General features: G+C 60.2%; 13 protein-coding genes. 3 read left to right on the plus strand and 10 right to left on the minus strand.

From position 1 onward, the window contains the following. The 5 genes from BM152_RS06570 to meaB form a co-directional block, all read right to left on the minus strand. Positions 1-552 carry a 2OG-Fe(II) oxygenase gene (locus tag BM152_RS06570; protein WP_066599474.1) on the minus strand — a complete coding sequence of 184 codons (552 nt, stop codon included), beginning with the start codon at positions 550-552 and terminating at the stop codon, positions 1-3. Between the two features lie 149 nt (positions 553-701). Continuing rightward, a complete protein-coding gene (locus BM152_RS06575; RefSeq protein WP_066599477.1) occupies positions 702-1,202 on the minus strand; it encodes a copper chaperone PCu(A)C in 501 nt (166 codons plus the stop codon). 42 nt (positions 1,203-1,244) lie between these two features. After that, a complete protein-coding gene (locus BM152_RS06580; protein ID WP_066599479.1) occupies positions 1,245-1,592 on the minus strand; it encodes a DUF2946 family protein in 348 nt (115 codons plus the stop codon). A gap of 152 nt (positions 1,593-1,744) precedes the next feature. Continuing rightward, complete coding sequence (gene rpmB, locus BM152_RS06585; protein ID WP_066599481.1) at positions 1,745-2,032, minus strand: 50S ribosomal protein L28; 288 nt, start codon at positions 2,030-2,032, stop codon at positions 1,745-1,747. A 242-nt stretch (positions 2,033-2,274) separates the two neighbouring features. Continuing rightward, positions 2,275-3,252, minus strand: coding sequence for a methylmalonyl Co-A mutase-associated GTPase MeaB (gene meaB / locus BM152_RS06590; protein ID WP_066599733.1), 978 nt, complete (start codon positions 3,250-3,252; stop codon positions 2,275-2,277). 162 nt (positions 3,253-3,414) lie between these two features. On the opposite strand from meaB, the gene hrpB reads away from it, so the two are divergent. Continuing rightward, on the plus strand, positions 3,415-5,829 hold the full coding sequence (gene hrpB, locus BM152_RS06595) for an ATP-dependent helicase HrpB (protein WP_066599483.1): 2,415 nt from the start codon (positions 3,415-3,417) through the stop codon (positions 5,827-5,829). An 85-nt stretch (positions 5,830-5,914) separates the two neighbouring features. Here the strand turns inward: hrpB and gndA are convergent, their stop codons facing one another. Next, positions 5,915-7,342: an NADP-dependent phosphogluconate dehydrogenase gene (gene gndA, locus BM152_RS06600; protein ID WP_066599486.1), complete on the minus strand. Its 1,428-nt coding sequence runs from the start codon at positions 7,340-7,342 to the stop codon at positions 5,915-5,917. A 199-nt stretch (positions 7,343-7,541) separates the two neighbouring features. On the opposite strand from gndA, the gene BM152_RS06605 reads away from it, so the two are divergent. Next, entirely contained in the window at positions 7,542-8,000 is a 459-nt protein-coding gene (locus BM152_RS06605; protein WP_066599488.1) for an NUDIX hydrolase, read from the plus strand. Between the two features lie 102 nt (positions 8,001-8,102). Beyond that, complete coding sequence (locus BM152_RS06610) at positions 8,103-9,584, plus strand: inorganic phosphate transporter (protein WP_066599490.1); 1,482 nt, start codon at positions 8,103-8,105, stop codon at positions 9,582-9,584. 102 nt (positions 9,585-9,686) lie between these two features. Here the strand turns inward: BM152_RS06610 and argF are convergent, their stop codons facing one another. The 4 genes from argF to BM152_RS06630 all read right to left on the minus strand — a co-directional run bounded on the left by argF (position 9,687) and on the right by BM152_RS06630 (position 14,283). Further along, positions 9,687-10,610 (minus strand): ornithine carbamoyltransferase, encoded by a 924-nt coding sequence (gene argF, locus BM152_RS06615; RefSeq protein ID WP_066599498.1) that lies wholly within the window; start codon positions 10,608-10,610, stop codon positions 9,687-9,689. 11 nt (positions 10,611-10,621) lie between these two features. Next, on the minus strand, positions 10,622-11,794 hold the full coding sequence (locus BM152_RS06620) for an aspartate aminotransferase family protein (RefSeq protein WP_066599505.1): 1,173 nt from the start codon (positions 11,792-11,794) through the stop codon (positions 10,622-10,624). Positions 11,795-12,034: 240 nt separating this feature from the next. Beyond that, positions 12,035-13,372, minus strand: coding sequence for a mechanosensitive ion channel family protein (locus BM152_RS06625; protein WP_066599507.1), 1,338 nt, complete (start codon positions 13,370-13,372; stop codon positions 12,035-12,037). Positions 13,373-13,449: 77 nt separating this feature from the next. Next, the gene (locus BM152_RS06630) at positions 13,450-14,283 is read right to left on the minus strand and encodes a trypsin-like serine peptidase (RefSeq protein ID WP_066599509.1); all 834 of its coding nucleotides are present in this window, start codon (positions 14,281-14,283) and stop codon (positions 13,450-13,452) included. Between the last annotated feature and the right edge of the window lie 29 nt (positions 14,284-14,312).

Genomic DNA, 14,312 nt, shown 5'->3' on the forward strand with positions numbered 1-14,312 from the left:
TCATCGAAACGCCTGACCATGCACCCAGGTTGACAGGGAATAGCGCTCACCAGCGGTCACGGGGGTGACACGGTGCAGCACGAAGGACGGGAACAACACCGCAGAGCCCTTGGCGCGGTCGGCTTGTCGAATATTTGCATCGGGTTGTAGCTCCAGCATGCCACCTTCATAGTCGTTCCCGTCAGACAGTTGCACCACCATCGTCAGCTTGCGCCGCGATGCCAAGGCCCCCTCGCCGATGTCGGAATGCCATGTGAAATGCCCCTCACGCTCCGCCCCGTAGCGGGCGACCTGCGGGCTTTCGCCAAATTCCGTCAGCGCAAAATCGAAACATTCGCGGTTGGCCTCGGCCACCAGTTTCATGATCCGCTCCATGATCCACCCGCCGCCTGCGCGCTCGTCGAGCCACGCCAAATCGGCGCGGCGCAGGTTATGGTCGGAGCGGTTCCTCACAAGCCCCGCATCCGCCAGCTTTTCCTCACGGGCCAGCAGTATGATCGCATCACATTCGGCAGGCGAGAAAGCCTCCGGCAACGTATAAACGCTCAGCATGATCTGTCTCTTCAATTGTCAAGAAAAGCGCGATACGGGCCATAATTTCCCGCTTCGCTCTCCGACATTTTTCAAGGGTTTTGCGATCTTCGCAAGAAAAAAGGCACGCGCCGAAACACGTGCCTTTCAAAACCGGATCAGAGCAAGAGTTAGTCGTGCTTATGCTCGTGCTCATGGCTGTGTTCATGGTCATGCTCCATCGGCATTTCCATTTCTTTGCGCTCCAGATCCACCGGAATTTCAACAGTGATGTCACCGGCCTTCTCGAAGGTGAGGGTGACGGTGACGATATCGCCTTGGTTCATCGGCTTCAAAAGCCCCATGAACATCACATGATCACCGCCACGCGCCAGCGCATGCATCCCGTGGGCGGGAACGGTGAAGCCTTCGGGAACATGCATCATCTTCATGATGCCATCGCCCATGTCTTTATGGGTGTGCAGCTCGGTCACTTTCGCAATGTCGGACGTGGCGTCGATCAGTTGATCGTCTTCATCGCCGCTGTTGTGGATGGTGAAGAAAGCGGCACCGGTCTTGGCCATCATACCGGAAGAGCGGGCATAGGCGTCTTCGATAGTGATATCCGCAAAAGCAGGCAGGGCGAAAGCACAGGCGGCCAGTCCGGCCAGAAGCGTAGTTTTGAAAGTCATGTCATATCCTTGTGGTCTTTGGGTGTCTTGGAAGGGAAGAACTCAGACCAAAGGTGGCGCCCGCGCACGGGGCCGCGGCGGGACCGTGTCATGCACAGGATGGACCGGAACCAGCGGGGTCACTTGCATCATGCGTTGCACAGGCGGGAGCAGGTCGAATGCCTCCGCCAACCCCGCGATCACGGACAGGGCACAATCGGGACAAATATGCGCCGGTCCGACCGGTTGACCATCCGCATCCGTCAGAACGGTAAGCGGTCCTGTGCCAGTGCAGATCACCACCGCACCTGTGGCATCGCGCATCGTGCCCCGCGCCACGGCCATGGACTGGGACGTGACGACAAGCAAAAGAGCGACCACAAGGGCGTTTATCGTGCGAGTGACTGACATTGCAGAGCGCAGTTTAGCGAAGCACGCGTGAAAAGAAAGAGGGGGAATGCCGCGAGACCTGCGGCACATCTGTCGCACGCTGTCGCGGAAAAGAGAAAACCCCCGCGAAGATGAAACTTCGCGGGGGCTTCCCAATCAGAAATCCGAAAGGATTACGCAGCAGCCTGAGCTTTTGCGATCTCTTTCTTGATTTTCAGAGCGTTATCCGACAGCTCATCATCCTTTGCTTTCGCAAGGAAGGCATCCAGACCACCACGGTGGTCAACGGAGCGCAGGGCAGCGGCGGAAATCCGCAGTTTGAAAGAACGGCCGAGGGATTCCGAAATCAGCGTCACATCGTTGAGGTTCGGAAGGAAACGGCGGCGGGTTCTGTTTTTGGCGTGGCTGACATTGTTGCCAGTCATCGGGCCTTTACCGGTCAGTTCGCAACGACGCGACATGGGTTCATCCTCGTTTCTACTTTCGAAAGCTAGGCTCTCGCAGTTTAAAAGACTCATATTCTGTCTTGATCGGCCCTCTTTTACGCACCCCCGCCACGGACGCAAGTCCGAAAAGCAGCAAGAGTGACAGGAAAAACCGTTTTCCAACAGAAAAGGACACAGCCCTGAAGCCGCGCCCGAAATTCAGTTTGCGGTGCATAGGCGATCACGGGAGAATCGTCAAGCCCTTCTCGCGACAACGCTCAACCTTGTTGAAGCGCCTTGAGCACATCCGCCGCCGCATGTCCCGGCGTGATCTCCCCCTGCGCCACCTGATGGGCCAGTTCCGCGATCATGGATTTCAACGGCTCTTTCTCAAGCTGGGACAAAAGCCCGTGCCGGATGTCCTGCCCGAACCAGTATTCCGCCTGTTCCGAGCGGCGCTTGTCAAAGAACCCGTGGACGCGGCGCCAGTCCGTCAGCGTGTTCATCTCTTCCCATGCCTCACGCAAGCCCCTGTCCTCGATAGCAGAGACCGTCATCGCCTTGGGAAAGTCTTTCGGGTCTTGCGGGCGTTTGCGGATCAGCCGCAGCGCACCGGCATAATCGGCACACGTGCGTTGGGCGGCCGATTTGAGATCACCATCTGCCTTGTTCACCAGAATCAGGTCAGCCATCTCCATGATGCCACGCTTCACCCCCTGCAACTCGTCGCCCCCAGCAGGGGCCAGCAAAAGCAAAAACAGGTCCGACATCTCGGAGACCACGGTTTCGGATTGCCCCACGCCGACCGTCTCGATCAGGATCAGATCATAGCCCGCCGCTTCGCAAAGCCCCACGGCCTCGCGCGTGCGCCGCGCCACACCGCCCAGTTCGGATTTCGCCGGAGACGGACGGATAAAGGCATTTTTCTCCCGAGAGAGCAGCTCCATCCGCGTCTTGTCACCCAGAATAGAGCCTCCCGAGCGCGAGGAGGACGGATCCACCGCCAGAACAGCCACCTTGAGCCCCTCTTTGATGAGCATCATGCCGAAGCTCTCGATAAAGGTGGATTTCCCGACCCCCGGCGTGCCTGATAGCCCGATCCGGAGCGCCTGACGACCGGACTTCCCGATCATATCCATCAATTCGATCGCTTGCGCCCTGTGATCGTCCCGACCACTTTCCACAAGGGTGATCGCCCGCGCCAGCGCACGACGGTTTCCGGCGATGACGTCTTCTGCAAGTTGTTTCATGTCCATTAACAGTCTTCCGGCACACTCAAAAAAATTGCCGCCCTTCCCTGAGACACAGGTTTCTCCCGAGAGGCCCGCGTTGTCCACCCCTTCGGCACATCGTTTTGCGTGGAGCTTTGCCTCAACGCGCCCCTTTTCGCGGCGCGGCGTTTGGCCCATAAGTGGCCCATGTTCACACCACGCCTGCCCATTGATGATGTTCTCGACGCTCTGACAACCGCCCTTCAAGCCGAAGGTCGCGCCGTTCTCATGGCCCCTCCCGGCGCAGGGAAAACCACCCGCGTCCCCTTGGCGCTGTTGCCCGTCATCAAAGGCAGGATCGTCATGCTGGAGCCCCGACGGCTTGCGGCCCGCACCGCCGCCGAACGCATGGCGCAAACGCTGGGCGAGCGGGCGGGCGAGACGGTGGGTTACCGCATTCGGGGCGAGGCCAAACTGTCGAAAGCCACCCGCATCGAAGTGGTGACCGAAGGCATTCTGACCCGCATGTTGCAGACCGACCCCGAGCTGTCCGGCATTGGCGCGGTCATTTTTGACGAATTTCACGAACGCAGCCTCAACGCCGATCTCGGGCTGGCGCTCACTTGGGAAGTCCGTCAGGCGCTGCGCGACGATTTGGCGCTGGTGGTCATGTCCGCCACGCTGGACGCCACCCCCGTGGCCGCCTTGCTGGACGATGCGCCTGTGATTCGCTCGGAAGGCCGTGCCTTTCCTGTAGAGACCCGCTGGCTCGACGCGCCCGTGACCAAGAAACAACGCCTTGAGCAGGCCACAGCCGATCTCGTCGTGAAAGCGGTGTCCGAGGCCGAAGGCTCCGCACTTGTGTTCCTGCCCGGCGAAGGCGAAATCCGCAGCGTGCAGTCCCTTCTTGAAGGGCGCGTGCCCGCAGATTGCGCCATCCGCCCCCTGTTCGGCGCCATGAAATTCGCCGACCAGCGCGCCGCCATTGCGCCGACACAGAGCGGACGCAAGATCGTTTTGGCCACGTCGATTGCCGAAACCTCCCTGACCATTGAGGACATCCGCATCGTGGTGGATGCCGGACGGGCGCGGCGGGCACGGTTCGATCCGGCCTCCGGCATGTCGCGGCTGGTCACGGAGCGGGCCTCGAAAGCCGAAGCCGAACAGCGGCGGGGCCGCGCGGGGCGTGTCTCCACAGGGGTATGCTACCGACTCTGGACCAAGGGCGAAGAAGGCGCCCTGCCCGCCTTTGCCCCTGCCGAGATTGAGACCGCCGATCTTACGGGGCTGGCGTTGGAACTGGCGCTTTGGGGCGCATCGGAAGATGACCTTGCCTTCCTGACCCCGCCGCCCGCCGGTCCGCTGTCCGAGGCGCGCAGCCTGCTCGAAAACCTCGGCGCACTGGAGACTGACGGGCGGATCACGGCGCATGGCAAGGCTCTGGCCGCAAAACCGCTTCACCCTCGACTTGCACATATGCTGCAAACCGCAGGGGCACAGGCGGCAGATTTGGCCGCACTCTTGAACGAACGCGACCCCTTGCGCGGCGCGGGCGTGGATTTGACCTTGCGGATACGCGCGCTGACCTCTCCGGGCAATGCCGATCGCGGCACGCTTGAGCGGATCAAACAGGAGGCCAGGCGCCTGCGCAAAGGGTTGCCGGATGCGCCGCCCCTGAGCCTTGGCGAGATGGCCGCGCTGGCCTATCCCGACCGCATCGGATTGCGCCGTCCGGGCGACCAGCCCCGCTACCTTCTCTCCGGCGGCAAGGGAGCCGTGATGCCCGAAACCGACGATCTGGCAGGCGCACGTCTCATCGTGGTGACGGATACGGACGGGGCCGCGCGGGATGCCCGCATCCGGCAGGCCGCCCAGATCAGCGAAAGCGAATTACGCGGTCTTTATGGCGACCAGATCCACTGGGTCGATATCTGTGACTGGGACAAGCGTGAACGCCGCGTCACAACACGGCGGCGGGAAATGTTCGGTGCGCTGGTTCTGGATGACCGGCAATGGAAAGACGCGCCCGCAGAGGCGATTGCCCGTGGCGCACTGGTCGGTCTGCGCCAGATCGGACTGCCGTGGAGCGCGGCAGCGAAACGCTTTGCGGCGCGGGTGCGTCTGATGGGGGCGGACTATCCGGACATGTCGGAGGACGCGCTTCTGGAAACGCTGGAGGACTGGCTCCTGCCCTATCTCAAGGGCGCGAAGACCGAAGCCCAGCTGCGCGCGCTCGACATCACCGAGGCTCTGCGCGCCATGCTCGACTGGGACCAGATGCAGCGTCTCGACCGCGAGGTGCCCGGATCGTTCGAAAGCCCTGTCGGGCGCAAGCTGCCGATTGACTACTCCGGCGAACATCCCGAGGTGACCGGACGGTTGCAAGAATTTTTCGGCACCACACGCCACCCCACGGTCGGGCCGAACCATGTGCCGCTCAAAGTGGTTCTGACCTCTCCCGCCCAGCGCCCCGTTCAGGTCACGATGGACCTGCCGAATTTCTGGAAGACCTCCTATGCGGATGTGCGCAAGGATATGCGTGGCCGCTATCCTCGACACCCGTGGCCCGAAGATCCGACCGAAGCCGACCCGACACTCCGCGCGAAACGGCGGGGGACGTAGGTCGTCGGCGGTCTGGCGGCGCTCCCCGTGACCCTAGAGACCGGTCCGAGAGAGCGCCCGCCCCTTGCCTTACACTGCGCCGCCCTTACAGAGCGCCGCTGCCCCACGGTCCGTGATGGCCCGCGCCGCCGTCTGTGCGCTCGAACCCGTGCGCGCCGAAGAAGTCGCGCTGTGCCTGAATGAGGTCGGTGGTGCCGCGCGCCTGCCGCATCGTGTCGAAATAGGCCAGCGCATTGGACAGGGCCGGAACGGGCAGACCGGAAGCCGACGCATAGCCGACAACACGCCGAAGCGCCGGAAGCCCGTTTTTGACCAGCGCCACGAAGTCGGCACTGAAGATCAGTTGTTCTTGCGGAAGACCCGACCGGATCGCCGAGGCCATATCATCCAGAAGCGCCGAGCGGATGATACAGCCCTCGCGCCAGACCTCCGCCGCACGGGCCAGATCAAGCCCCCAGTCGTAGTGATCCGACGCGGCTTTCAGCAGCTTGAACCCCTGATCGTAAGCCACCAGTTTCGCCACCAACAGCGCGGATTCGAAATCCGGCTCGGTCGGCAAGGTCAGCCCCGACACCGGCTCTGAACCGAAAATATCGGCACCGGCCAGACGCGCATCCTTTGCCGAAGACCACGAACGCGCAGCCACAGCGGCCTCAATGGTCGAAGGCGACTGGCCCAAGGTCAGCGCCTCGATTGCCGTCCATCGTCCGGTGCCCTTTTGCCCCGCCCGATCCACGATCACATCCACCATCGGCTTGCCCGTGCCGGGGTCAATCGCCTGAAGCACCTTGGCGGAAATCTCTACAAGATAGGACTTGAGCGGTCCTTTGTCCCAGCATTCGAACAAAGCGCCGATCTCCGCAGGAGCCTTGTGCGCTCCATCCCGCAAGAGGCCGTAAATCTCGGCAATCATTTGCATATCGGCATATTCGATCCCGTTGTGCACCGTCTTGACGAAATGCCCCGCCCCGTCAGGCCCGAAATGCGCCGCACAAGGGTCTCCGTCATGTTTGGCGGAAATGGCTTCGATAATATCGCGGATCGTCTCATAGGAGGCCGGATTGCCGCCCACCATGATCGAAGGGCCATGTCGCGCCCCTTCTTCGCCGCCGGACACGCCCATGCCGATGAAATTCAGCCCCTTCGCCCGCAAGGCGGCTTCCCGTCGGCGCGAGTCATGAAAATCGGCATTGCCCGCGTCAATGATCATATCGCCTTCATCGAGCAAAGGCGTGAGCGCATCGATCACCGCATCCACGGGACCGCCCGCTTGCACCATGATAATCACCGCACGCGGCGTTGTGAGTGCTGCCACGAGGTCTTCGTAAGTTTTCGCAGGCACGAGCTTGTCGCGCAACTCTCCGGCGGAGGCGACGAAATCATCGGTGACGGAGCCTGTGCGGTTGAACACCGCAACGGGAAAGCCTTTTTCCGCGATGTTGAGCGACAGGTTGGCCCCCATGACGCCAAGCCCGATCAACCCGATACGGGCCTGTGAATTGACTTCAGACATATGCTGACAAGCTCCTTGCTCTCAAAGGTAACGCGATTTTAACGATTGGATGTTACCGGTAAACCTATGGCAAAAGTCGCACAAGGCAAGAGCGGGCGAAAAATGCAAACCGGCGCATATCACCCGATGCCTTGCAATTTCGGTGCTTATGCCTTATGTATATACGCAATATAGACAAAAACAGGCACATATCTCGTTCATGGTTACCCTATTCAAATCCGCTTGGGAGGGCGTTTTCGATCCTCTACTCCGCCGGCCCGACCGCGTTCAGACGGCTGCGCTGTGTTGGCGCCTAGGCAAGAAGGGCAAGGAAGTCCTGCTCATCACCTCGCGCGACACAGGACGCTGGATCATCCCGAAAGGCTGGCCGATCAAGGGTCTCGATGGCGCGGGCACGGCCGCTCAGGAAGCCTGGGAAGAGGCGGGCGTGAAACCTGCGCGGGTGAAAGACAAGCCGCTGGGTCTGTATCACTATGTGAAAAAACTCGACAACGGCTTGCCCGCTCCGGTGGCCGCGACAGTCTACCCGATCGAGGTGGACCATCTCGAAGACGACTACCCCGAAAAACTCCAACGCAAACGAAGCTGGATGTCGCCCAAACAGGCCGCCGCTCTGGTTGCCGAGCCGGAGTTGCGGGACCTGCTTCTGGACTTCTGAGCCACACCTTAGCACCTGACGACTGTGAAAGGCTTGCATTGCAAGGCCGGGCACGGTAGCGCTGCGCCGTTTTTAACAGATTCATGACGGGCCAGAGCGACGATGTCGGAAAAGGAAGAACACACGAAGCGTTGGAAGACGCTCGACAAGGACCTGAACCGCATCAGTCAGGTCGAACTGGCCACATTCCACGTCGCGCGCCCTATGGTCGGGCTTGGCGTTGCGCTGGCCTTCATCATCATAACCGGTTTGTTCGTCGCCCTGATCTTTGGTGGCCAGCCCGGCTCCGCCCTTGTCATCGCCGCCGCCGCTCTGGGCGCTTATATGGCGATCAACATCGGCGCGAATGACGTGGCGAACAACATGGCCCCCGCTGTGGGCGCCAACGCCCTGACTATGGGCGGTGCGATTGTCATCGCGGCGCTCTGCGAAAGCGCCGGTGCTCTTCTGGCAGGCGGGGACGTGGTTTCCACGATTTCCAAGGGCATTATCGACCCGACAGCCATGGCCGACACCCAAACCTTCATCTGGGCGATGATGGCTGCGCTTTTGTCTTCGGCTCTGTGGGTCAACCTCGCCACATGGATCGGCGCGCCGGTCTCCACCACCCACTCGGTCGTCGGCGGTGTTATGGGCGCAGGAATTGCCGCCGCGGGGTTTGGCTCTGTGAACTGGGCCTCCATGAGTGCAATCGCCGCAAGCTGGGTGGTCTCACCTTTGCTGGGTGGTCTGGTCGCTGCGGGTTTTCTGTGGTTCATCAAGACCAAGATCATCTATCAGGCCGACAAAATCGAAGCCGCCCGCCGTTGGGTTCCCGTGCTGATCGGCATCATGATGGGAGCCTTCTCTGCCTATCTTGCGATCAAGGGCCTCAAGAAAATCATCCAGATCGATATTCTTTCAGCGCTCGTACTCGGCACGATTATCGGGGCCCTGTCCTATGTCATCTCCGCCCCGCTGGTGCGCCGTCAGTCCGAAGGGTTGGAGAACCGCAACAAATCACTCAAAACACTTTTCGGTTTGCCTCTGGTGATTTCCGCCGCGCTTTTGTCCTTTGCCCACGGGGCCAATGATGTTGCCAATGCGGTCGGGCCGCTGGCCGCAATCGTTCATGCCAATGCGTTCGGTGAATTTGCGGGCAAGGTGAACATTCCACACTGGGTCATGATCATCGGCGCATTCGGGATTTCCTTTGGCCTGATCCTGTTCGGCCCGAAGCTCATCCGTATGGTCGGCAGCCAGATCACCAAACTCAACCCGATGCGTGCCTATTGCGTGGCGCTCTCTGCCGCCATCACCGTGATCGTGGCAAGCTGGCTCGGCCTACCGGTCTCCTCGACCCACATCGCCGTGGGGGGCGTCTTTGGCGTGGGCTTCTTCCGCGAATGGTATCACGAGAAACGCCTCGACGAGACCATGCGCAAAAAGAAGGATGTGCGCATCGCAGCCGAAGAACGCCACCGTCGCAAGCTGGTCCGCCGCAGTCACTTCATGACCATCGTCGCCGCTTGGGTGATCACAGTGCCCGCAGCGGCAACCTTGTCGGCGGCTGTGTTCTGGGTCCTGTCACATTTGGTCAGCTAAGGCCCGACACGCTTTCCAGAATGTAGAAAAGGCGCCCCACGAGGCGCCTTTTTCATTGCATTCATCAATGGGGCGCACCACCGACACGCCCAAAAACATGGCTTACTCGACACACCAGCGCATGATCGCCTTTTGCGCGTGCAAACGGTTTTCCGCCTCATCGAAAATGACCGATTGCGGCCCGTCCATGACATTGTTTGTCACCTCGTCGCCGCGATGCGCCGGAAGGCAATGCATGAACAAGGCATCCGGATTGGCCTGTGCCATCAGCTTGCGATCCACACGGTAGGGGCGCAGCTGGTTGTGGCGGCGTTCCCGCGCGGAGGCCGGATCATGCATCGACACCCAAGTATCGGTCACGACGAGATCCGCCCCTTTCACCGCGTCCTCTGCATCGCGCGTGATCTCGATATTCGAGCCCTTCGCGCGCGCCTCTTCCACAAACTCCATCTCGGGGTCCAAAGGTTCAGGCCCTGCAAAGGTCAGGTCAAAACCGAACTGGCCAGCGGCATGGATGAACGAGGCGCAAACATTGTTGCCATCCCCAAGCCACACCACCTTTTTGCCTTTGATCGAGCCGCGGTGTTCCTCGAAAGTGAGAATGTCGGCCATGATCTGACAGGGGTGGGTGCGGTTGGTCAGCCCGTTGATCACCGGCACAGAAGCATAGTCCGCCATCTCCAGAAGCGTTTGCTCCTCGAAGGTCCGGATCATGATCATATCGACATAGCGCGACAGCACGCGGGCCGTGTCGGCAATGGTCTCGCCATGTCCGAGCTGCATATCCGCGCCCGAAAGCACCATGGTCTGCCCCCCCATCTGGCGCACGCCGACATCAAAGGACACGCGGGTGCGCGTCGACGGTTTTTCAAAAATCAGCGCGACCATCTTGTCCTTCAAAGGCAATTCCGCATCCAGCGCGGCCTTCGGCTTGTCATGGCGCGCGTTCTTGGTCAGCTTCGCGGTTTCAATGATCCTGTGCAGGTCTCTGGCGTCGGTGGTATGGATGTCGAGAAAATGCTTCATATGTCTGGCTCTTAGCTTTCAAGGGCAGTTGCGGCGGCGTCAATCCGTGCAACCGCTTCGGTGATATCTTCGTCAGAAATGTTCAGCGCGGGCAAAAGCCGCACCACGTTGTCATGGGCTGGCACGGTGAGCACGCCTTGCTCATAGCCATTGGCCACGAGATCGGCAGCGGATGTCTTGCACTTCAGCCCAAGCATCAGCCCTTCGCCGCGCACCCCTTCGAACAGGTCGGGATGATCGGCCATAAGTCCTTCGAGCTTTTGACGCAACAGTCCCGCCTTGCGGTTCACCTCGGCGAGGAAGGCAGGGTCGGAAACGATTTCCAGCACCTTCAAACCAATCGCACAGCCCAGAGGGTTGCCGCCATAGGTGGAGCCGTGGGTGCCGGCAGTCATACCGCTGGCGGCCTCTTCCGTGGCCAGAACGCCCCCGAGAGGGAAGCCCCCGCCAATCCCTTTGGCGATCATCATAATGTCCGGCGTCACACCCGCATATTCATGGGCAAACAGCTTGCCCGTGCGTGCAACGCCACATTGCACCTCGTCAAAAATCAGCAGGCAGCCCTTTTCATCCGCGATCTGGCGCATGGATTTGAGCACCTCGTCAGGCACAACGCGGATACCGCCCTCGCCTTGCACCGGCTCGATCATGATCGCGGCTGTGTTTTCGGTCACATGCGCAGCCAGTTCCTCCCATTCGCCAAAGGGCAAATGCACAAAACCTTCGAGCGCGGGGCCAAACCCCTTGACCATCTTCTCGGCGCCCGATGCCGCAATCGCTGCGGTGGAGCGACCGTGGAAACAGCCCTCGAAAGTGATGATCTCGTATTTCTCCGGCAGACCTTTGTCATACCAGTATTTACGCGCCATCTTGATCGCCAGTTCCGCGGCCTCTGTGCCGGAATTGGCGAAGAAACAGGTGTCCGCAAAGGTCAGCTCGGTCAGCTTGTCCGCGAGCGCCTCTTGGGCCGGAATCTTGTAAAGATTGGACACATGCCAGAGTGTGTCGGCCTGCGCCTTCAGCGCCTCGGCCAATTCGGGATTGGCATGTCCGAGCGTGTTCACCGCGATGCCCGCGCCCAAATCGAGATAGCGTCGACCTCCCGCCTCGATCAGCCAGGAGCCTTCGCCTTTGACGAAGGACAGTGGAGCCCGGTTATAGGTCGGCAGAACGGAAGAGATCATCGGTTTGGTTCCTCAGGAAATGAGAGGCCTCATGGGTGGCGAAAGCCAGTGGGCCTGTCAACGGTTAGGGGGGTATTTTTCTAAAGGTTGCGCCGGTTTGGCGCATTTTGTGCCGCAGGCAACACGCCTTGGGCACAGACGAACGGACGTCGAAACCGGTTTATCGGAGACGTCGGGACTCGGGGACATATGCGCGGGTCATGTTCATACCCGCGCTTTACGGGCAAACGGCCCGCAATGTCAAAGGTTTTCCAAACGCCCCTGCCCTTTGATTTCAACAACCCGGTGCGGATAGGGGATTTCGATGTCATGGGCCTTGAGCGCATTCCAGATCGCAAAGAGCACATAAGGTGTGAATTTGTTCTTACCGTCATCAATGCCGTTCACCCAGAACTCGACACAGAAATCCACGCCGCTGTCGCCAAACCCGCGCAGCTCGCAATCCGGCCCGTCCGGCTCGGTAAGCACGAAGTCGAGCTTGCCCACGGCCTCTTCGATAATCTCGGGCACCTTGTTGATGTCCGTGTCATAGGACACCGAGAACGGGGCCTCGTAGCGGTTGGCAGACCCACTGTCGGAATAGTTCACCACGCGGGTGGTGATGAAATCCTCATTGGGCACCACGATCCATTTGCCGTCATAGGTTTCCAGAATGGCCGCACGCGCCGTCATCTTGACGATGGTCCCCGCCTCGCCTCCGTCAAGCTCGACATAATCGCCCACGGTGGCCTGACCTTCGAGCAAAAGAATGACACCGGAGATAAAATTCGAGGCGATTTTTTGCAGACCAAAGCCAAGCCCGACGCCAATGGCCCCTCCGAGCACCGCAAGGGTGGACAGGTTGATCCCCATGATATTCATCAGCAGCAGAAAACTCGCGCCGAAGATAAATATCTCGGCGGCCTTCATCGCCAGTTCACGAGTGGCGGGGCGCAACTCTTCCTGCTTGCCGATATACTGGCGCGACTGTCCCGTGGACCATCGCCCGAGCCAGAACAGCACAGCCCCCGCAATCAGACCACGCACCAGCGACATCAGCGAAAAGCGGATATTCCCCGCGCCGATCTCCGTCGCCGCAAGCTTCGCCTCGACCGGCCCCAAAAGACCGAGCACATAGAGGACCATAGCAGGCAAAAGCACATATTTGCCCAGCAGCTTGAGGAAGCTGTCCTTGATGATGGTTTTCACCAAGGCCTGCGCCGCCAACAACAAGAACACCCGCTTGCCCAAAGCAATCACAGCACCGGAGCCAAAGAGCGAGCGCGTCACGCTTTCGCCAATACCGGTGAAGAGATAGGCCAGAAGAGCCAGAGAGAGCGGGAAGAAGATGGTTACAAAGCGCCGCGCCTCGGCAATGATCCCGCCAGCCTCTTTCGGCGGCAGCAAAAGCCCCTCCAGCTTTGGCACAAAGCGTTTGGCAACAAAACGTGCGGCCAGATAGGCCGCCACCAGAAGCGCGAATTGCGACCAAGCGGCGGGACTAAGCAACCAGCCGAGCGCGAGGTCTTTGCCCTGTTCGGCATAATCCAGAAGCGTTTGCACAAAGGGGGGAAGATCAGCAGTATCAAATTCAAACATGGCGGCTCACTTACTATCGGAGCCTTCCCATACCAACTTGGCCGCGCGGGGCAAAGCCGAAGACATGGGATGTGCGGCTAGGGACGCAAAAACTTGGAATTTCCCGCCGAAGTGCCGCGCGATGTTCCAACGGTAATCCGCTTGACCACCGCCGGTTTTGCAACCGTCTGAGGCGCACCGAGCGCGATTTGCCGTTTGAGCGCGTCAATGCGATCCGTCAGAGCCATGCCGAAGCCCAGAGTTTTCCCCTCACGCTGTCCAATCGAAGACACCACAGACACGATTGCTGGGCGCACCCCGTCATAGGCAAACACCGGCGCGCCGGAGGAGCCATAGGTGATGTCACAATCAAATGTGTAGATGTCTTGGGCAAAGTCCAGAACATGACAGCTGCGCTGAATCGATAGAACCGAGTTCCGCCCTCTCCCGTAAGAGGCCACCATCAACTCGCCATTGGGTTTCGAACTTCGATGCACGGCAAAGGGCGCGGCTTGGGCGCGGGCAATCGGCGAGGCCAGCTTGATCAGCGCCACATCGCGACGGATCTGCGCAGGCCCGCGTTTTGCCGTCATGTCATACCCCGGCGTGACCGCCACAGCGATGCCCCGCGAGGCCGCGACATAGTCACCATGCCGCAAACCGGCCCGAAACAGGATATTCTCCGGCGCAACCGGCGTGTTGTTGTCATCCAGAACACAATGTGCCGCAGTCAACACCAGATCGGAGGCAATAAGCGCACCGGTGCAGGTCCCCTTGCCCGCCATATCCAGACGCCCGACACCCTCCCACCCGATCAACTCGGCGCGACGATCCGCGCTGTCCAGTTCGGACGGCAGGCTGTCGGCGGCATGAGCCTGCACCGGCAAAACGCAGAACATAACAGTAAAGATCAAAGACAGGAAAGCGCGCATGGAAAAACCGGAGCAATGACAATCACTCC

Source organism: Celeribacter halophilus, from assembly GCF_900114135.1.
Classification (GTDB): domain Bacteria; phylum Pseudomonadota; class Alphaproteobacteria; order Rhodobacterales; family Rhodobacteraceae; genus Celeribacter; species Celeribacter halophilus.